Origin of the sequence: Exiguobacterium sp. SL-10, assembly GCF_004337025.1 — a bacterium.
Lineage (GTDB): Bacteria > Bacillota > Bacilli > Exiguobacteriales > Exiguobacteriaceae > Exiguobacterium.
This window is the reverse complement of record NZ_SJUP01000008.1, coordinates 119,882-140,427: the sequence shown is the minus strand read 5'-3', so window position 1 is coordinate 140,427 and position 20,546 is coordinate 119,882. Positions and strand designations below refer to the sequence as shown.

Genomic DNA, 20,546 nt, shown 5'->3' with positions numbered 1-20,546 from the left:
CCATCAACGTCCCCCCGAAGGGTTCAGATGATTTCCTGCGCTCGACTTGCATGTATTAGGCACGCCGCCAGCGTTCGTCCTGAGCCAGGATCAAACTCTCCAAAGAATTTGATATAGCTCTTTAAAATGACGAAGCTTGCGCTTCATTCAAAAATTGTAAAACTTTTTTTGCCTCATCGTTCAGTTTTCAAAGTTCGTCTGCCGCTCTTAGCGACTAAATAATAATAACATTTATCTTTATTACGTGTCAACCACTTTGTTTACTTAGTTGTAAGCATCGCTGGCAACAGAGATAACTATAGCATCCCCTTCTATAACATGGCAAGCATTATTCTAAAAAAACTTTAAAAAGTTTTAAATCACCTTACTTCACTTTGTTTTGAGTTTGAAGAGGGTATTATTCCCTTTTACCGAATATACCTCATTACTCTACTTAAAGAAGGTGACTAATCGATGCTCCAACTGAAACCGAAGAAACGATCAAACCTGCGGATCTGGTCAGGGACACAGTATTATACATTAAAACGCCGGGTTCAATGGATGACGGACGGGAAGCGTTATACGACTCAACAAAACACTACACCGCTGCCTCACCTCGTCCATGAGCACCGCACTCCACTCTACCGAAGATTGAGAGACGTTGACCTTGAGATGCAACAAAATAAAGTCATCAATCTCAACATCGCCATCAAACAGTTGAACGGCATCATCGTCTCTCCGAATGAAGTGCTCTCGTATTGGAAAACAATCGGGCGACCCACAAAACGGAAAGGCTATGTGGACGGAATGATTTTGCATTACGGAAAGGTCACGACCGGAACCGGAGGCGGACTATGCCAATTATCCAATCTGATTTATTGGATCACGCTCCATAGCCCCCTAACAGTGACCGAGCGTTATCGTCACAGTTATGATGTCTTCCCCGATTCACGAAGAGATCAACCATTCGGGAGCGGTGCCACATGTTCCTACAATTATTTAGACCTTCAAATCACTAATCGGACGGCACAGACGTTTCAACTCCTTCTATATATAGAGGAGGATTATCTCGTAGGGCAATGGCGGTCCAATACTCCACCAGCTTTCCAATATAAGATATATGAAGAAAATCATCATTTCACGAGTGAATGGTGGGGCGGAACCGTTCGTCATAACCAAATATTCAGAAGCGTCCTCTCACAAGACGGCACGTTCATCCGCAATGAATTCATCACAGAAAACCATGCTTTAACCATGTACGACCCTTTCTTGCCAGAAAACACCGCATACAAAAAAGCCGACTCATAAACCGAGTCGGCTTCGTTTAATTAAGCGTGTGGCAAGAACATAAAATAAGCTAAGAAGATGACCAGCATCCCGTACATGATCGGGTGAATCTCTTTTGTCTTCCCTTTCGCAATCATCATGAGCGGATACAAGATGAACCCAAGCCCAATCCCCGTCGCAATCGACGACGTGAGTGGCATCATGATAATCGTTAAGAATGCCGGAACCGCGATTTCGATTTTTTTCCAATCGATATCAAGGAGAGCTGAAGCCATCAACACACCAACAATAATCAAGGCCGGTGCCGTGACCGGTGCCGTGACAACCGCTAAAAGTGGTGAGAAGAACAACGCCAATCCGAAGAACAAACCTGCGAATACAGCAGTCAACCCTGTACGACCACCAGCCGCAACCCCCGCCGAAGACTCCACGTATGAAGTAGCTGTCGATGTACCAAAAATCGCACCTGCAACCGTCGCAGTCGAATCAGCCATGAGCGCCTTACTCGCACGCGGCACTTTGTTTTCTTTCATGATCCCAGCTTGACGCGCCACCGCGACGAGCGTGCCGGCTGTATCGAAGAAGTCGATGAAGAAGAACGTCAAGATGACGATAAGCATTTGAAGTGTGAAGACATCACCAAAGTTAATGAACGCTTGACCGAACGTCGAAGACATGCTCGGCGGCATCGATACAACATCTGAAATTGCAGTCGGTGTCGGCACGAGACCAAAAATCATTCCCGCGATAGCTGTCAACAACATCCCAATGAAAATGCCACCTTTGACGTCTCGGGCCATTAGCAATGCACTTACAACAAGACCGAATACCGCGAGGAGCGTAGTTCCTGTTCCGAGCGAACCGAGACTAACAAGCGTCGCTTCGTTCGCAACGACAATTCCTGCATTTTTCAAGCCGATGAAGGCGATGAAGAAACCAATCCCTGCAGCCACCGCCATTTTAAGCGGAGCCGGAATCGCATTGACGACCGTTTCACGAATACCCGAGAGTGTCAAAGCAATAAAGAACAATCCTGAGACGAGCACTCCCGAGAGTGCCGTCTGCCAAGGGATGCCCATGCCGATGACGACACTGTAGGCGAAGAAGGCGTTAAGCCCCATGCCTGGCGCGATGGCGATCGGGTAGTTGGCGAATAGCCCCATTGTGACCGATCCAATCAGTGCGACGAGACCAGTTGCCACGAAGACGGCTCCCGGGTTCATGCCAGCAGCACCCAATATGTTCGGGTTGACGAATAAGATGTACGCCATCGCAAGGAATGTCGTAAATCCTGCGACGAGTTCGGTTTTCACGTTCGTTCCAAGTTCTTTTAACTGGAAGTGACGTTCAATCCGGCTTTCTGACGGTTGATGTTGCGGTTCTTGCTTGAGCTGTGTGCTCATTGGTTTTCCTCCTTGGCTCGCCGTAAAACGAGAAAAGGTCCCCGATCGATGACCGGAGACCCCACGCGAAACATATAGGGACATACGTCCCCAATCTATGTCTCGCCGTAGTGAAATCATTTAAGGTGATTTCGTAGAGACTCTCGGGCCATATTCCCGATATTATACGGCAAAATAATTTTTAATTGTTCGGATATGATAAGAACGTTTTTATCTTAACAACGTCAAAAGTGAATGTCAACACTAATAACGGATTTTAAATAAATATACAAGCTTAATGTTCGGTTTTTCCACATAAAAACAGAGGGGAATACTCCCCTCTGCCTTTTATTCCCACTCGATCGTTGCTGGTGGCTTCGATGTGATGTCGTACAGGACACGGTTGACGTGACTGACTTCATTGACGATACGAACCGAGATTTTCTCGAGTACGTCCCATGGAATACGGGCCCAATCTGAAGTCATCCCATCAATCGATGTGACAGCACGAACACCGACCGCATAGTCATACGTCCGCTCGTCACCCATGACGCCGACTGAACGAATTGGTGTAAGAACCGTGAAGTACTGCCAAATGTCACGTTCGAGACCGGCTTTCTTCACTTCTTCACGTAAAATCGCGTCTGATTCGCGCACGATTTCGAGTTTTTCTTCCGTGATTTCGCCGAGGACACGGATCCCAAGACCTGGACCTGGGAACGGTTGACGCCATACGATATAGTCTGGCAATCCGAGCTCAGTCCCGAGCTCACGTACTTCATCTTTGAAGAGTGTGTTGAGCGGCTCGATCAACGTGAAGTTCATATCTTCCGGAAGTCCACCGACGTTATGGTGCGACTTGATCGTTTGTGCCGTATCCGTCCCACTCTCGATGATATCCGTATAAAGTGTACCTTGGGCAAGGAAGTCCATGTCCACAAGTTTCGACGCTTCTTCGTCAAACACATAGATGAACTCGTTGCCGATGATTTTACGCTTTTGTTCCGGATCTGAGACGCCGGCGAGTTTCGCCATGAAACGATCACGCGCGTCAATCTTAATGACTTTCATGTTGAAGCCGTCCGCGAACGTCTTCATGACGCTGTCCGCTTCATTTTTACGAAGCAAGCCATGGTCGACGAACATACATGTCAACTGGTCACCGATCGCGCGATGAACGAGTGCCGCGACGACTGACGAGTCAACTCCGCCTGACAAGGCACAAAGAACTTGCTTGTCACCGACAATTTCACGAATCTTCTCGACTTCGATATCGATGAAGTTTTCCATCGACCATTCCCCTTTGGCACCACACACTTCATAAATGAAATTCTTCAAAATGTCATTTCCGTACTCCGAGTGACGCACTTCAGGGTGGTACTGCACGCCATACATTTTGAGATCATCGTTTTTAATTGAAGCGACCGGACAAGACGGGTTCGTCCCATCAACGATAAATCCTGGTGGGGCTTCCATGACGAGGTCACCATGACTCATCCAGACGGTATGTTCCACTGGGAGATCCTTGTAGAGCGCCGACGCTTCCGGTGTCGAGAACAGTGTCGCTTTCCCGTATTCGCGATGCGCGGCTCGTTCGACACGTCCACCGAAGTGATGCGTCATGAGCTGCATGCCGTAGCAGATCCCGAAAATTGGAATGCCAAGTTCGAAAATTTCTGGGTCACAGCGGTAAGCACCTTCCGCATAAACACTGTTCGGTCCTCCAGAGAAAATAATCCCGGCCGGAGCGAGTTCACGAATCTCAGCAGCAGTCATCTTGTGAGAATGAAGCTCACTATATACGCCAAGGTCACGCACACGACGTGTGATCAACTGGTTATACTGGCCTCCAAAATCGAGCACCAAAATCATCTCTTGTTCTACTTTCACAAAACCTCCACCTTTCTGCCTTCTTCTCAAAAAAAGAGCGAGCCTCTCCCACGGATTCACGAAACCGAAGAAGAAGCACGCCCTTTTCTGTGTATACGAAACGTGCTCCTTCATAGTCGGTCCATTTACGGTGGTCCGGTAGAGACTCTCGCGCCAATTCGCGAGTATATACGAAGGAATGCTGTTCAATTATCTAACTAATGCGTCTATCTTACTGTATGCACTCGCCCACTTCAACTCATAATTCGACGAATCATGATTTTCCAATATTCTTTATATTTAGAATTCGGAGTTTGTTCGGCATAAATGCTTTGTTCGAACAGACGCGTCAATCGTGTCATTTCGGTCGATTCATAATAGGCATCCACTTCGGCAGCGAGCTCCGACGGCGTCCGCCCATCGACTTTGAAACCTGCGCCGCGAAGCCGTTTGACTAGATAACGATGCATGGCAACGAGCCGGTTCTCATTCAACGGACGACGCGTCCACCAAAGCGTCATGACGAGACGTTCGATTACTTTTCGGTTCCATACGAGAACAGCGACCGTGAACACAATTAACATCCAACCCCAGACCGGCATATTCCAATTCTCTGTTGCCGCCTCTCCCGGCGTGACATCATCAAGTGCCAAATCTTCTTGCGGACGGTTCGTCGGCTCGTCATCTTGCGACGCCTGTGGATCGTTGGTCGCTGGATCTTCTGCATTCGCGTCGGCCTCCGTCTCGATTTGAAGCAAGTTGGCGTCAGAGAAACTGATGGTTGCCTCGAGCGGTACCCATCCTGCGCCTTCAATGAAATATTCGATCCATGAGTGGGCGTGGCGGTTTCGGACAGTGTACTCTTCTTCCCCTTGGATGACCCCACGCGCATCACCCATCGTAAAGCCTTTGACCCAACGCGTCGGCACCCCGCTCGCCCGGAGAAGGACAGCAGCCGAGGTCGAGAAGTTGTCGCAGTACCCGATTAATGTATCGAACAAAAATTGATCGACGTAATCCGTATCACCTTCCGGGACAGCCACATCTTCCGTATTGTATTGAAAATCTCCGGATTGGAAGTAGGCCTGGACCGCTTGGGCTTGATCATAAGGCGTTTCACTGTCGGCCGTGATGTCAGCCGACAAGTCTCGGACCCGATCTGGAAGCGAGTCCGGTAACTGTAAGTACGCCTGTCGCTCTTCTTCCGTCAATGTTGTCACCGGTTCATTCAACGCCAGTTGCTCTTCCGTGAAGGAAGGGACGCTGTAGCGAAGTTGAATCGTCTGAGGCGTCGTTTGGCCATCGTTGTCGAACACGATTTTTCCAGACGGCCGGATATGAGTCGTCTCGTTCGGGAACGGCTCCTCGATATTCCCGACCCGGAATTCGGTTCCGTTTTCCGTTTCGGTCGCTTGTGGATACTCCCCGCCATACGGGACGAACGTTTGGCGCCGGTCAAAGCGGAGCAGCGCCTGTTCCGGTGTCGTATCCACAGCTTGGTCGACGAGTTGCCCGCGATTATAATCCGAGTCAAGGACCGGAGACTCGATCCAGCCCTTCCCGGTGTAAATCTCTTTCGCTTCGATACGCCAATAGCGTGCCGGTACACCACGGGCGATGAAGACGATGCCGTCATCTTGCTCAAACGGCCCACCAAGTTGTTCATCATTCACCCCATAACCGACACGACCGCTGCCTGATCCTTCATCGTTCACCGCGTTTTGGAAGCTCGTCGTCAACCGATCGGACCAATCTCCTTCAATGGTCGGCGATACGCTCGCGAGCGCCAAGACGACTGATGCGAGGAGCGCGATGCTGACATAGCGCACGAGCGACTTGCTCGGTCGCTTCGCTAGGTCGGTGACGAAGAGTAATAGGAGCGATGCTAAAATCGCGAGTAAAATCTTCCCTTCCCCGTCATAAAGCGTCCACGTGTCAAAATACGCCATCAGTCCGAGCGTCGAGACGATCATCCCGAGGACGAAGCCATAGCTCGGATATGTTCGTCCGACCAAAATGGCGAATAAGACACCGATGAGCGCCATCGCTGAGAAGAAAATCGCTTCCTCCGGTAAAGCCCCGCTCAATACCCCACTCAAATCTTCTAACCAGAGGCCGAACCAATCGAGGATACTCCCGTGGTACACGTACAAGACGATAAAGAAGTTGACAACGACTACGCCAATAAAGCCATACCAAGGCAACAAACTCGCAAACATCGGCACAATAAGCAAGAACAAGAACGGCCAGTTGACGTCGAACGTCGTGCTTCCGACAATCGGCTCGACCCAAAATGACAATAAGTAGGCGGCAAGCGCCGTATAGACAATCCGTTTCACCCACATCGTCATGTCGTCACCTCGTTCGCCGTATACAGGTGATAGCTTCCTTGCGTCTCGTTCATCATCTCACGCACCCATTTCGTCTCGAGCGGGCTAATCAAAATCAAGTTCCCCACCTCTTGCGGCAGGTTGCGTTTCACTCGTTCGACGAGGCGCCCTTCCGGTTCCGGAGTTGCCGTCAGCAAGTAATGGCCGACCTCGGCGCTTTGGTCCGGCAAATGGAACAGACGAACCTGCTCTTCGATGACGTACAGTTCGAACGGCAGGTTTTTCCGTTCGAGCTGTCGGATCGCACCGACGAGGAGCGACAAGGAGCGCTCGAACGCTTCTTCATGGCCTGCCGTTGTCGACGGGACAAAGACGAGCGACAGTTTCTTCTCTTGCTCTTGGTCGAACGTTTTTGTCATCAAGTTGCCTCGACGAGCCGATGCCTTCCAATCAATCCGACCGATGCGGTCACCGGCCGCATATTCCCGAACACCGCTCGTCGTATTCGCGACCTCGGTATACGTTCGCGTACGACGATACTGTTCCCCACGCCCTCCGACTTGCTCGTCACGCGGCAAGTCGAACGGAAGTTCCGCCGGGGACACTTCAACGACCGTCTCGAGTCGCAACGTGCGTTTGCGATCAAAAAGACCGAACACGTCACGCACGTGAAGGACCGTCCGATCAAATACATGAATGCCTCGGTGAATCTGCTCAATCTCATAATGAACCGTCTCTGTCCGCCGAAAGAAGCGGTCGACCGGAGTAATGATGACGTTCGTCGACGTTGCGAGACGCGGCGGCGGCGTCTCTTCTAACGTGACGATCCCGACGAGAAACGGGTACTTGCGCTCCACTTGCAGTTGTACGTCCATCGTCTGTCCCGAGACGAGTCGTTTTGTCGTGACCCGACGCGAGACGTTGGCCGCCGTGACCGGATAAATCATAAAGATGGTCCAGTACGCAGCCAAGACAAAAAATGACCACCACAGCGTCGAGGCGACAATACTTCCTTCAATCCGGGCAAATGCGTAAAGACCGAATGCCGCCGCCCAAACAAGGAACAGCTTCATCCAATTTTTCATACTTCTTTGACCTCACGATCCATCGGTACTGGCAACGAGTCGAGCCAGCCTTTGACGAGTTGTTCGGCCGTCTTTCCTTTATAACGCGCTTCTGCCGTCAGCAAGATGCGATGACCGAGCACACTGCCGGCGAGCGCCTTCACATCATCCGGCAAAACGAAATCACGATTATGGATATACGCCCACGCTTGCGATGCCTTCATCAAGGCGAGAGTCGCACGCGGGCTGCCTCCGAGATACGTATTCGGGTCGTTGCGCGATTCATGAATCAAGCGCACGATATACTGTTTGACAGCACTCGAGACGTGCACGTCACGCACTTCCCGTTGCATCTGCTCGACTTCGTGTTTCGTGATCACGCTTTGTAGCGCCTCGAGCGGTTCCGCCTTTTCGAAGCGGGTCAACAGGGAAATTTCTTCATTGAACGATGGATAGCCCATCTCGATTTTAAGCAGGAAGCGGTCGAGTTGGGCTTCCGGGAGCGGATATGTCCCTTCATGCTCAATCGGGTTTTGCGTCGCCATAACGAAGAACGGGGACGGTAAAATCTTCACTTCCCCGTCGACCGTCACGCTGCGCTCCGCCATCGCCTCAAGAAGCGCTGACTGTGTTTTCGGAGAAGTCCGGTTGATCTCATCAGCCAAAACGATGTTTCCCATCAATGGTCCCGGGCGGTATTCGAACTCTTTCGTTTTTTGGTTGTACATCGAGATCCCCGTCAAATCGGACGGCAACATGTCCGGTGTGAACTGGACACGTTTGAAATCCAAATCGATGGCGCGACTGAATGTACGAACGAGCATCGTTTTCCCGACACCCGGAACATCTTCTAACAAGACGTGACCTCCGGCAAGCAAAGCAGTCAAACTTTTTGCGATGACATCTTCTTTCCCGACGATCACCGTCTCAATGGCATTGATGATCGATTGAATGGCTGGACGATAGGACATAGCCGACTCCCCTTTTTTCTCTAATCGCTGACGCGTTCGAAAATTGAATGTTCTGATTTTATTGTGACATATTCAAGCGCTCGTGTGAAAGAAAACCATCACGCCAATCGGTTTTCCATTCTTTACCCGAAAAAAGGCGCCTTGTCTCTGATTTGAGCAGGCGCCATTGCATTTATTTCGGTCGTTCGATTTCAAAAGGGTCCCCGAGTGTCGCATAAAAATTACCGGCGAGGCGACTGACCGGCGCCAGTTGCTCCGCATCGATGCGGCCGGCCTGATAGAGCGTCGGATCGATGTGAAAACGGACGACGCGGGCAATCAATAAATCGGCGGTCACCATGCCATCATGTTCGATGGGAACGTGATGATCAAGTTTACACTCCATCCGAATTTTGGCTTCTTTCACCCCGGGCGTTTCAATGACGTCACTCGACACGAGTGTGAATGTCGTCCGCTCGAGTTCACTTTCCTCGGGTCCGAGATTGGCGGCTGTCTCGTTCACGAGAGCCACGTTCGTCTCGTCCACGATATGGATGACGAGTTCTTCGGTCGCGACCGCATTACGGGCCGTGTCTTTCATGACACCATTTTTCCGTTGAATCGATACGGACAGGAGCGGTGGTTCAGAAGCCACGATGTTGAAATAACTGAACGGCGCGGCGTTGACCGTCTCGCCGTTACGGGTCGTGACAAATGCGATTGGGCGCGGAACGACACTCCCAATCAAAAATTTATAAGCGTCCCGTTCGGTTAAAGCTGAGGGTTCAATCGATAGCATGCGGTAGCACTCCTTTAGATTCGACTATAGGTTCAAATTATCTCGTTCACGACGACTGTGTCAAACGTAAACATATCGGAATGTGTAGGATGATAAAATACGGGGTATATCGGTCTAGATATGACATTTAAATAGAGAATCCTTGATGATACATCACGTGAGCAGTTCGGTGTTCATCTGATTTTTCTTTTTGTATATTTCGGTTATGACAATTGAATTGGAGTTGGTTTTTAGTTAAGGAAGGAAGTAGAGCGTATTATGGGCAAGTGGATTGAACAATTGAACAGTCGTCAAATACTCGGCATCCTCTATGGAGTCTGTATCGTCAGTCTCTTTTTAACGGCAATCGGGGCTTGGTTCGTTCGAGATGATAACGTCTCACCGAACGAGCTCTTGACGTTGCGTTGGATTTGGATGATCGGGTTAGTCATGTTTATCACTGCTATTTTATTGATCGGGCGTCCTTTGATTAAACGAATGGTTGGACAAAACGAGAAGATGCATACGAAGCAACAAGAGATGCAGTCGGTGCTCGAAGCTTCGAAACAAAATGAGACAAAATTAAAGTATCGGAACGAACTGATTGAAGTACTCGCTTCAAAAGAATCGTTATCAGATTACTCGGCTGTCATCGAAAAAATCGTCTGGCTGACCGAGGCTGAGTTCGGCGCGGTCCTTTTGATCAAAGACGATGAAATCACATCTGTCGTCCCGAAAGGTATGACGACAGAACAACAAGAAGATTTGAAAGTACAGTCGCTATTATTAAAGCGCGTCATGATTTCGAAATCGCTGGAGGCGACTTCAAAGAAAGTAACTGACCAGATTCATGGTTATCCGTATTACATCCATGAGACGGTCATTCCAGTGAAAGACCCATCAGACGGCACAATGATCGGTTGCTTGTACTTGGCATGCTATGACGAGCCGTTCGATGCGAGTGAAACGTCGGAACTGAATGCGTTTGCGAATCAGTTAGCCATCTCACTACTACGGACACGGCTGTATCGCCAAATGCAACAAGACCGAAAAGAGACGGCACAACTGATCAACTCAGTGCGCGAAGCCATCCTCTACTTCAATTACGAAGAGGATACGATTGTCGGGAATCGTGCCTTTATCCGCATGTTCGACGAGCTCCAATTCGAATACGCGGGCTATGAGGAATTGTCAGCCGTGTCGATTGATATCGAACAGTTCGCCGAACGGGTCGATCAACAAGACCTCTTTATCAGTTACATCGAACGTGTCTTTGAACAAGACCCGCCGGAAGATGGGTTGTCGATTTCATTGGATCAAGGCGATTGCTTCCTCCAAGTATACGCCGAGAGCATCTACCGGGATGGAAAGATTCATGGCACGATGCTCGTCTTGCGCGATGTGACGGCCGAGACGGAAATTGACCGGATGAAGTCGGAACTTGTCTCGACAGTGTCTCACGAATTACGAACGCCGTTGTCTTCCATTTACGGGTTCACGGAATTGATGCTTGAGCGTGATTTGAAAGAAAGCAGGCGTGAACTTTATTTGAAAACGATTCATGACGAAGCGAAGCGTCTATCCTATTTGGTCAACGATTTCCTCGATTTGCAGAAGATGGAGGCTGGAAAGCAGACGTTTGAATGGGAAACGGTCGACCTTCTTGACCTAGCACGTGACAGCATCAACTTTTATCAAGAGACGACCAGCTCGCATCATTTACACCTGGATGCCGATGTCGGACAAGACTTCAAAATCGAAGCTGACTTAGAAGGGATGCGACAGTTGCTCGGCAACTTGCTCAGCAATGCCATCAAGTATTCTCCAGATGGCGGCAACGTCCTTGTTTCATTGGAACGACTAGATGATCAAGTCGTCATAAAAGTTCGGGACAACGGGATGGGGATTCCTGCGTCTGCCTTGCCGAATTTGTTCGGAAAGTTTTATCGCGTCGACAACTCGGACCGCCGCAAAATCGGCGGTACGGGCCTTGGACTCGCGATTTGTAAAGAGATTGCGAAAGCGCACGACGGACATCTGCACGTTGAATCCATTTACGGCGAAGGCAGCACCTTCATCTGTGAGCTCCCGACGTCAAAAGAGGCGATTCATCAATGAGCGCGGCCGGATTCATTCCGGTCGTGTTTTTTATACTATTGCTACTCTTTTTTTGCAGGAATGTTTTGGAATAATCTAGAAAAAGAGCAACACCGAGAAACTGAGGGTACGTCACTGCACCCTTTCCATTATTCTCGCAGGTAAAGTTTAAAAAAAGAGCTATACTAGTAAGGGAGAGACAGACAAGATTGGAGGTCATGGAGTTGGATCATCGCGACCCACCGTTTTCAGAAGTAGGCGACTTTAAACAATGGGGACGTTTTGATATAAACGTGCCACTGCAGGGCGGGCAAGCTGAACTTCAGACTGCCGTGTCGATTGTAAGAAATCATATTCCGTTGCGATTGGGTGGATTTTATATCATCGCCAGTGAAGATGGGATTTTGACGAGCGGTTCACACGAGGCCAATTTACAAAAGCATATCATTCACTTGCTCCAACAAGTGCAAATGGGTCATGTGGAAAATAAGGCATTGATGAACGAGCCAATTTGGACGGTTCATTATTTCACCACTCCATAAATGAAAAGAGACGATTCGGGCGTCTCTTTTTTTTTGCGTAAAAAAACGCCTCAGGAGGCGTTAATCCCATCGAGACATAATCGCAATGGATTTTTCGTAGTATTCAGTAGATAATTTATACTTGCCATTTTCACGAAGTTCTCGTGCAAGCCAAAGCGCATACTTATTCGTGTAATGGTAGTCATCAGAAGATTCAAAGTACTGTACTGCCTTTTTTAAGCTTTCAATCAGTTCTTTACTGTTTCCATGAGTATACTTATTACGAAAAACTCCAAAATGATATATAAATTCAGATAAGTTATCATTTTCCTCTTTTTCTTGAATAATTTCCTCTCCCTTTTCTACCCAATCTAGTACTTCTTGGGAACTTCCTCTAATAGAATATTCTTCAACTAAAGAAAGAATACTTAGTAGTTTACTTTTACTTTCAACTTTATATTCTAGCCCTTTTAAGAAATATTCTAAGGCAAGTTCTCTATTCCCTTGCAGAGAATATATTTCTCCTGTGTTGTTGTAAAGCATCCCGTAATACCCTTTTAAGTCTGTAGCCCCAGCAGCTTTAATCGCCTTTTGATAATTAGCTAATGCTTCATTAAATCGTTTCCTTCGCTTGAAAGCTAAGCCAATAATTAAATGGCATTCTATAACTCGCTCTACGTAAAAATTATCTTTAAAGTACGAAAGCGCTTTATTCACATGTTCAATCGTTTGAAGATAATCCGTATATTTATAATACATTCCACCAATAATATAATTGATGTCGGCTATTTCCCAGTCTTCCAAATAAGTTGTATCTAACTCTTCTCTCACTTGTTGCATTAAATCTAAAGCCGTATCTTTATCATTTAATGAAAAAGATTTTAAAGCTTTGAGAATATTAAACCTTATACGATCCTCTGATGTAAATTGATCTTGTAACCATTCTAATTCCGTTAAGTAACCTTGTTTTCCGCCAGGCATAAAATCAAATCGCGCTAACACTAATAGCATCAATATATACAGAGGCTTATATTTATAAACCCTATGATCCTTTTTATATCGCTCTATTTTTTTTAATTTTTCTGCTGTTTCATTTAAGTTCCTTGATAAAACAGCTTCTTTCATTAGTGTTGAAATCTCCACTTTAATTTTTTCAATTTCAGCTTCAGTCACTGTCACGTAAAGAGGAATATCTAAGCCTAATTTCCTAAAAATTAGTTCTAGCACTTCTTCACTAGGAACAGTTTGGTTATTTTCAATTTTACTTAAATATGAGATGGAACATATCCCACGGGCTAAAACAGACTGTTTCATATTTCGACGCAGACGCTCTACTTTAATCAAATTTCCATAATTATTTTGCATGCAGTAGCATCTCCTGGACTCTTTATTTAATACTTTAGACCCTGTTTTCGCTGTTTTTTATCTCAATTAGGAAAATAGAACTCAAAAACCATTAATTTTTAGAGGTTTTGAGCGTCTATTTTCCCAAACGATACGAAATCACTAGTCCTTTTATCCATGATAGAATTTAACTAATCCCAAAAAGAGAAATCTGTTATTTTTGATAGACTATCTCATTTAAAGTTTATTCCATTCATGACAAAAAGCAAGGTATAGGGCATAAACTAAAGGAGGTCACCTAAATGAGTAAACTTAGTAATCTTCTAGCTAGAGATTATGTGAAGCCACGTATTTATTTTACAACAAAAAACTCACCTAGTATTGAAGCATTATTTACCACTTCGGATCGAAATCAGTTTAGAGGCCTCGAAAACCTAACAACTCTTTTAGAAGATTCTAAAGGTGTTATTATTAATGCGTTTCATATCGATTATTATCAAACCTTACCCACTTTAATTGCACGTGTACTAAACGAAATCTATTCTTCAAAAAAAATATGGGTTATTGGACCTGAACTTTCATTAACTATTTTAAAACGAAGTATGAAAAATATTTATCCATTCAAATCATCTATCGGATATTTAAATATAGATCAGTGTGAAAACGACTTAATCGAAACCTGCGTAGAAAAATTGAACGAAGGCGATCTGTTATATGTTCTACCAGAGGTTTCGTTTGGGTGGAAACCCGGAGTTGAGGAAGACTACATCACTAACGAAGAACAGCCATTATGCAGCGCAATTTTAAGTCAAAAGTCCAAATGCTCAATATTACCAATTACAAATTCACAGACTGACGAGACAATTGAAATTCATGCACCTGTTTCCTCAAGCGATTACAAAGGTTCTATATTTGAATCAGCCATACTTCAATCTCGCCAAGTTTTAACAGCCTTAAAATTGAATCAATCACATCTCGAATGATTGCCAAATAGTACCTTTGCGTCATATATTGTTTATATACGGAAAAATACACAGCATACAATTTAGAAAAGAGGTACTATTTATGAAAAAATTCAAAAAAATCCTAATTACTTCATTGGCTTTACTTCTATTGTTTGGATTTTCAAAGCCACTTATTTCAGAAAATCCGTTCATATCAGAAGAATTAGCTGCTGAAGACTTCCCACGCCTCTGGAGCTTGCCGGTCAACCAGGTAGCAGCCGAAGACTTCCCACGCCTCTGGAGCTTGCCGGTCAACCAGGTAGCAGCCGAGGACTTCCCACGCCTCTGGAGCTTGCCGGTCAACCAGGTAGCAGCCGAGGACTTCCCACGCCTCTGGAGCTTGCCGGTCAACCAGGTAGCAGCCGAGGACTTCCCACGCCTCTGGAGCTTGCCGACTATTCAAGTCGCCTCTAAAGACTATTCACCTCTTGCTTAATACATTAAAAAGAGACGCCCTCGCGCGTCTCTTTTTACTATATAAAACTTTGAAAAGATCCACGTTGAAATAAAGTCAAACAATTTACATATTAACCTCCATTTTTTTCTTGTTTCCTTATATAATAACGAAGACATGATCATCATTTCATTTCACATTACCCATTAAAGGAGCGAATCTTGATTGAACCTATCGAAACCGTCTTGGAATCTTAAACTGCTACTTAGCTCGTCTCTCGTTTTAGGGGGAATGGTTGTCGCTCCATCTGATTTGACATCAAAATATTTCGACACAAGTCAAGTTGAAGCTGCCTCTACTTATACAACTACTGCCAATTTGAACTTACGTAAGAGCGCATCCACATCTGCCACAGTGCTCGTGACGATCCCTAGTGGTAAAGCCATCACGTATCTCGGCACGTATGGCTCTTGGTTCAAAGTCAGTTACGGCGGCAAAACTGGATATGTTTCATCTCAATACGTAAAGGTTTCAACGACTAGCACCGTAACTACCACTTCTTCAAAAAAATACACTACGACTGTTAATTTGAATCTACGTAAGAGCGCATCCACATCCGCTACCGTACTCGTGACCATCCCAAGCGGTAAAGCCGTCACGTATCTCGGTACGTATGGCTCTTGGTACAAAGTTAGCTATGGTGGGAAGACGGGGTATGTTTCGTCTCAATACATAAAAGTTTCAACGACAAGCACTACGACAACAAGCCCTACAAAAACCTACATGACTACAGCCAACTTGAACTTACGTAAGAGCGCCTCCACATCTGCTACCGTGCTCGTGACCATACCAAGTGGCAAGGCTGTGACTTATCTTGGTGCTTACGGTTCATGGTACAAGGTCAGCTATGGTGGCAAGACCGGATATGTTTCTGCCCAGTACGTAAAGGTCTCAACGACGACAACACCGACGACGTCCACGGGCACGGGCCGAACGATTGTGATTGATCCCGGACACGGCGGAAATGATCCTGGGGCCGTCTACGGCTCATCTTACGAAAAAGTAATTGCATTCGATATTGCCGCACGACTCGCGAGCACGCTTTCGAGTACATATGGTTATAACGCCCGGATGACACGAACGAACGATGTCTACTTGTCGCTCGCACAACGCGTCGAATTAACAAAGTCCTATAAAGGTAGCGCCTTTGTCAGCATCCATGCCAACTCCTCTACAAATACGTCTTATCACGGTCATGAGGTACTCGTACCGACCGGAGAAAGCTATACGACGAACCCATACATCTCGGCTAGCCGAAGTTTAGGTACGGCCATCAACCGTGAACTCGGTGTTCGCATCCCGACGATCCGTAACCGTGGCGTGAAATATCAAAACGTTTACGTTGTCGGAAAGAACAGCGTCCCTGCGACACTCGTCGAATATGGCTTCATCAGCAACTCGAACGACCGCTCGCATTTGACGAGCACGACATACCGGCAACGGATGGCAGACGCCACCGCTTCTGGGATTCATCAATTCATGAGCACTTATAAATAAGTGAGAGACCTGACCGCATTTGCGATCAGGTCTCTTTTTCCGTGGCCGTGCAGCGCCAGATTTTATGTGGTGCGCCCGGGCCCCAATAATGCTCAATCGTCATCAAAGGCGGTCCAAGTCGCTTTTCCCAATAGGTTTGAGACGTCGGAAAGCCGGCATCTAAGTAAAACGCTGTCTGTCCGTTCGCTGACAATTGTCGTTTCACCTGTTCAATTAGAAAGTGACCGACCCCTTGACGCTGGTACGTAGGTGACACATACATGCAACCGACTTCTGGCGTGTTCGGTTCGACGTCCACATGGGCGGTGATAATATCGTTTGGAGGTAAAATTGCCGCTGTCCCCACGATGACGCCGTCTTGTACGACAACGAAAATTTGAACGGTCTCGTCCTCGAAACTATCTTGAACGGTCGTGTTCAATCGCTCAACTTCTTCATCCAACAGGTCGGCGTCCTCGAACTGTTCTCGGCGAATCAAATCACTCAGACTCTCCATAAACAACCGTTGGAGCGGTTGGACGTCTTCGCGTGCAAGCGGGCGAAAATTCAAAGTCTCCACTTCCTTTTAGTCCTGTATTGTACGTTCTAGTCTTTACCCGCGTCCCGGTTGGGTGTAACGTTCGCTTGATGTGACCCTTCGACCGCTTCGAGTTGCTCAAGATGATCATAACCGAGATGGCCGTGCGTCTGCCAGATGAGGATGATCGTAGTCGTGACGAGCAACAGCGTCAAGTGCAGAAAACCGATTGGAAACGCATCCGGCTCACTCAACGGAATGAGCGTGAACGAAACGTTGAATATCGTATGGAGCAGAAATACGGCCCATAAGTTCATTGTCGTGACGTTATACAGCCACGAAATGATGAATGTGAATGCGAGAAGTGCCGTGCCATACGCCCAAAATGGGATCAATGCTTGCCCTGTCCCTACCATGAAAAAGAGCGGAATATGCCAAACTGCCCAAATGACGCCGACAGCTAGACTTGCTTTGACCGGTGTCACCTTCAGTTGAAACGCATCGAGCAAATAGCCGCGCCACCCATACTCTTGTTGAATCGTCCCACCGAGGAACAGCATATAGATGAACGTCGGGACAACGAGCCATGGATGTGTGAACAACGATGCCCCATCGGCTTCGGACCACCAATAGGCAATCAAAAAGAGGAATGGAAGGAACAAGAGCCCGAAGGCATAGTATCTTCCAGCCATCCGCCACTCGAATCCGCGCTTCCATAACGTCATAACTCCTGACCACCCGTTCTCCCGGAGCGCCATGTAACTACCGGCCAGACTCGGACCGAACGCGCCAATCACTACGATTGACTGGATTGGTAACCGAGTCCACATATACAGTCCCCACCACGTCAGCCACGAAAATCCGAACGCGATGAGAAGAAATAAGATGATTTCTTTTTTTGTCGGAATCAACGGTTCCCCCTCCTTCTACACGTAGTTTACCCGCTTTTGGAATGACTTCCCTATTTCACCCGAAAAATATTTTCAACACGTGAAGCAAAATGATAGGTGGGCTTTTGTTTTGCGGGGTATAATTAGAATTACTATAAAATATGATTGTTAGCGAGGTACATATGGAATCAGTAGTCGAACACTCGATGAGTCATAATATTTTTCTCGTGATTCTGTCTTATATCATCGCCACGGTGTCCGCGTACGCCGCCATCGAACTGGCACGGCGTGTCAATTCAGCGAACCGAACTGTCCAAAACGTGTGGATTTTGGCCGGAGGGGCGACGCTCGGTCTTGGGATCTGGTCGATGCATTTCATCGCCATGCTCGCGCATGAAGTATTGCGTCCTGCCTCGTATTCGGTCTCGCTCGTCTTGTTGTCCGTCATCATCGCCATGGCCGGGTGCATGATCGGCTTCTTGATCGTCTCGCGTCGTACGACCCGTCCCGCGTTAATCGGCGCAGGGGTTGTCATGGGCGGTAGTATCGCGAGCATGCATTACGTCGGTATGGCTGCCTTGCAAGGCGTGATTACTTCGTATAACACATGGCTAGCGGCACTATCGATTCTGATTGCGGTTGCCGCTTCGCTCGTCGCCCTATGGATCGGCTTCTTCTCGAAGTATGCCAAACAAAACATCGATCTTGAATTGAAAGTATTCTTCTCGTTGTTGATGGGCGTCGCTATCTTTGGCATGCACTTCGTCGGGATGCTGGCCGCATCATTCACATTCATCGAGACAGACGGAACTTTCGCCAATGCGATTGAACCATCCTTACTCGCATGGCTCGTCACGGCAATCACGGTTCTCTTATTCGCGATCTTCTTTCTGTCGCTCACGCTCGATCGTCATCTTCGAAAACGAGAATTCATTCAAGCGACGATCCTCGATTCGACAACGGATGCGGTCGTCACGACGACAAAAGATGGAATGATCCAATATGCGAACTCGGCGTTTTATCGCTTGTTCGATGAAGTCGAGGAACACGCCTTCTTCCAAGACTATCATCCGTCGCTCACGATCAATCAACTGTTTTACGAACCACGACGCGTGGACATCGAAGACCGGACGATCGAAGTGACGAGCTATCCGCTCAAAGGCGAAACGATGGACCAAATGCTTTGGTTCTTGCGTGATGTCTCGGAGGCGATCGCCTCACAGCGTCTCGTCGAACATATGGCGTATCATGACACGCTCACCGACTTGCCGAACCGTCACAAACTCGAACGTATTCTTGCCGAACATATTCAAATCGAAGACCCGGTCGCTTGTCTGTATATCGACGTCGATCGTTGGCGTTTCTTGAGCGATATGCTCGGGCATCACGGCTCGGATGAACTGACGATGCAAATCGCCGAGCGTCTACGAATAACGATTCACCCGGACGACATCTTAACACGCGTCGGTTCATCTGAATTCATCATCTTGTTGTTCGATAAGCGGAGCACGCTCGCCAAACAAAAAGCCGAGAAGTGCATCAAAGCGATCTCGCAACCGTTCGATATCGACGGCACGACCATCGAACTGACGATGAGTGCCGGAATCAGCCATTATCCGAAAGACACGACGTCGGCCGAGGAGCTCGTTCAGTACGCCCGTCTCGCCGTCCACGCGTCGAAACAGACCGGAAAGAATCAGATTAAAGAGTTCGAAGATGAGTCGAAACATCAAATCCTTCGTACCGTTGAAATCGAAAAGGCGCTCACACACGCGCTCGACCGGAATGAGTTTTCACTCGTCTACCAACCAAAAGTGTCATTGACACAAAACCGGCTCGAAGGCGTCGAGGCGCTCCTGCGTTGGAACAACCGTGAACTCGGTCACGTGCCGCCGAACGACTTCATTCACATCGCCGAAAACACTGGGTTAATCCATCCGATTGGGAACTGGGTCATGCGCGAGTCGTGCCGGGCATGGGTACGCTGGAAAAAATCTGGCGTGAAACCGTTTATGCTCTCGGTCAACGTCTCACCACTCCAGTTCGCCCGTGAAGACTTCGTCGAGTCGCTCCAGGCCATCTTGGAGGAGACCGGGATGGACCCGATGTTCCTTGAACTTGAAGTGACGGAGTCGTCGATGTTGTCCTATGAAGCATCGACAAGAGAGAAATTCACCCAGCTCCAGCAGTTCGGGATTTTAATCTCACTCGATGACTTCGGGACCGGCTACTCGTCGTTCCGTCAATTACGGGAGCTTCCCGTCCAAGTGCTGAAGATCGACCAGTCGTTTATCGTCAACTTGTTCACGGACCGGAACCAGGAAGCGATTGTCCGCTCGATGATCCAGCTCGGCCACAACTTGAATATGAAAGTGCTCATGGAAGGTGTCGAGACGTCAGATCAGCTCGAATGGTTGCTCAATGAACAGTGCGACTACGTCCAAGGTTATTATTTCAGCCATCCGCTTCGCGAGAAGGACGTCGTGAAGCATATCAAATCCGTCACGACGTATATCGAATTCGGAAAGACACGTGCTTGATGAGACTGCAACCCTGCGTTGCAGTCTTTTTTATATACCAAAA

General features: G+C 47.7%; 16 protein-coding genes, 1 rRNA gene and 2 riboswitches. Of the genes, 7 read left to right on the top strand and 10 right to left on the bottom strand.

Annotated elements, in window-relative coordinates:
- Positions 1–106: ribosomal RNA gene (locus tag EVJ33_RS10670) — 16S ribosomal RNA — on the bottom strand; the annotation flags it as partial.
- A 347-nt stretch (positions 107–453) separates the two neighbouring features.
- Between EVJ33_RS10670 and EVJ33_RS10665 the strand changes: the two genes are divergently transcribed.
- Positions 454–1,287, top strand: coding sequence for a VanW family protein (locus tag EVJ33_RS10665; RefSeq protein WP_131436971.1), 834 nt, complete (start codon positions 454–456; stop codon positions 1,285–1,287).
- A gap of 20 nt (positions 1,288–1,307) precedes the next feature.
- Here EVJ33_RS10665 and EVJ33_RS10660 read toward each other — a convergent pair whose 3' ends face one another.
- The 6 genes from EVJ33_RS10660 to EVJ33_RS10635 all read right to left on the bottom strand — a co-directional run bounded on the left by EVJ33_RS10660 (position 1,308) and on the right by EVJ33_RS10635 (position 9,660).
- Complete coding sequence (locus tag EVJ33_RS10660) at positions 1,308–2,669, bottom strand: NCS2 family permease (protein WP_131436969.1); 1,362 nt, start codon at positions 2,667–2,669, stop codon at positions 1,308–1,310.
- 88 nt (positions 2,670–2,757) lie between these two features.
- A riboswitch (purine riboswitch) is annotated at positions 2,758–2,859 on the bottom strand.
- Between the two features lie 137 nt (positions 2,860–2,996).
- Entirely contained in the window at positions 2,997–4,520 is a 1,524-nt protein-coding gene (guaA, locus tag EVJ33_RS10655; RefSeq protein WP_131436984.1) for a glutamine-hydrolyzing GMP synthase, read from the bottom strand.
- Between the two features lie 111 nt (positions 4,521–4,631).
- Positions 4,632–4,732: riboswitch (purine riboswitch) on the bottom strand.
- A gap of 39 nt (positions 4,733–4,771) precedes the next feature.
- Positions 4,772–6,868: a transglutaminase domain-containing protein gene (locus EVJ33_RS10650; protein ID WP_131436967.1), complete on the bottom strand. Its 2,097-nt coding sequence runs from the start codon at positions 6,866–6,868 to the stop codon at positions 4,772–4,774.
- A complete protein-coding gene (locus EVJ33_RS10645) occupies positions 6,865–7,932 on the bottom strand; it encodes a DUF58 domain-containing protein (protein WP_131436965.1) in 1,068 nt (355 codons plus the stop codon). The genes EVJ33_RS10650 and EVJ33_RS10645 overlap by 4 nt, the downstream gene beginning before the upstream one ends.
- Positions 7,929–8,882: an AAA family ATPase gene (locus EVJ33_RS10640; protein ID WP_131436963.1), complete on the bottom strand. Its 954-nt coding sequence runs from the start codon at positions 8,880–8,882 to the stop codon at positions 7,929–7,931. Before EVJ33_RS10640 ends, EVJ33_RS10645 begins: the two co-directional genes overlap by 4 nt.
- 172 nt (positions 8,883–9,054) lie before the next feature.
- On the bottom strand, positions 9,055–9,660 hold the full coding sequence (locus EVJ33_RS10635; protein WP_131436961.1) for a flavin reductase family protein: 606 nt from the start codon (positions 9,658–9,660) through the stop codon (positions 9,055–9,057).
- A 258-nt stretch (positions 9,661–9,918) separates the two neighbouring features.
- Between EVJ33_RS10635 and EVJ33_RS10630 the strand changes: the two genes are divergently transcribed.
- Positions 9,919–11,757 (top strand): ATP-binding protein, encoded by a 1,839-nt coding sequence (locus EVJ33_RS10630; RefSeq protein WP_236634602.1) that lies wholly within the window; start codon positions 9,919–9,921, stop codon positions 11,755–11,757.
- A gap of 203 nt (positions 11,758–11,960) precedes the next feature.
- Positions 11,961–12,278 carry a hypothetical protein gene (locus EVJ33_RS10625; RefSeq protein WP_131436957.1) on the top strand — a complete coding sequence of 106 codons (318 nt, stop codon included), beginning with the start codon at positions 11,961–11,963 and terminating at the stop codon, positions 12,276–12,278.
- Positions 12,279–12,338: 60 nt separating this feature from the next.
- Here the strand turns inward: EVJ33_RS10625 and EVJ33_RS10620 are convergent, their stop codons facing one another.
- Positions 12,339–13,622 carry a helix-turn-helix domain-containing protein gene (locus tag EVJ33_RS10620; protein ID WP_131436955.1) on the bottom strand — a complete coding sequence of 428 codons (1,284 nt, stop codon included), beginning with the start codon at positions 13,620–13,622 and terminating at the stop codon, positions 12,339–12,341.
- A 281-nt stretch (positions 13,623–13,903) separates the two neighbouring features.
- Between EVJ33_RS10620 and EVJ33_RS10615 the strand changes: the two genes are divergently transcribed.
- The 3 genes from EVJ33_RS10615 to EVJ33_RS10605 all read left to right on the top strand — a co-directional run bounded on the left by EVJ33_RS10615 (position 13,904) and on the right by EVJ33_RS10605 (position 16,556).
- Positions 13,904–14,584: a hypothetical protein gene (locus EVJ33_RS10615; RefSeq protein ID WP_131436953.1), complete on the top strand. Its 681-nt coding sequence runs from the start codon at positions 13,904–13,906 to the stop codon at positions 14,582–14,584.
- 82 nt (positions 14,585–14,666) lie between these two features.
- Positions 14,667–15,041 carry a hypothetical protein gene (locus tag EVJ33_RS10610; RefSeq protein ID WP_131436951.1) on the top strand — a complete coding sequence of 125 codons (375 nt, stop codon included), beginning with the start codon at positions 14,667–14,669 and terminating at the stop codon, positions 15,039–15,041.
- A gap of 249 nt (positions 15,042–15,290) precedes the next feature.
- On the top strand, positions 15,291–16,556 hold the full coding sequence (locus EVJ33_RS10605) for an N-acetylmuramoyl-L-alanine amidase family protein (RefSeq protein ID WP_236634601.1): 1,266 nt from the start codon (positions 15,291–15,293) through the stop codon (positions 16,554–16,556).
- A 25-nt stretch (positions 16,557–16,581) separates the two neighbouring features.
- Here EVJ33_RS10605 and EVJ33_RS10600 read toward each other — a convergent pair whose 3' ends face one another.
- Both EVJ33_RS10600 and EVJ33_RS10595 read right to left on the bottom strand, forming a co-directional pair.
- Positions 16,582–17,106 carry a GNAT family N-acetyltransferase gene (locus EVJ33_RS10600; RefSeq protein ID WP_131436947.1) on the bottom strand — a complete coding sequence of 175 codons (525 nt, stop codon included), beginning with the start codon at positions 17,104–17,106 and terminating at the stop codon, positions 16,582–16,584.
- A gap of 35 nt (positions 17,107–17,141) precedes the next feature.
- Positions 17,142–17,984 (bottom strand): CPBP family intramembrane glutamic endopeptidase, encoded by an 843-nt coding sequence (locus tag EVJ33_RS10595; RefSeq protein WP_131436945.1) that lies wholly within the window; start codon positions 17,982–17,984, stop codon positions 17,142–17,144.
- Positions 17,985–18,145: 161 nt separating this feature from the next.
- On the opposite strand from EVJ33_RS10595, the gene EVJ33_RS10590 reads away from it, so the two are divergent.
- The gene (locus EVJ33_RS10590) at positions 18,146–20,503 is read left to right on the top strand and encodes a bifunctional diguanylate cyclase/phosphodiesterase (RefSeq protein WP_236634600.1); all 2,358 of its coding nucleotides are present in this window, start codon (positions 18,146–18,148) and stop codon (positions 20,501–20,503) included.
- The last annotated feature ends 43 nt before the right edge of the window (positions 20,504–20,546 follow it).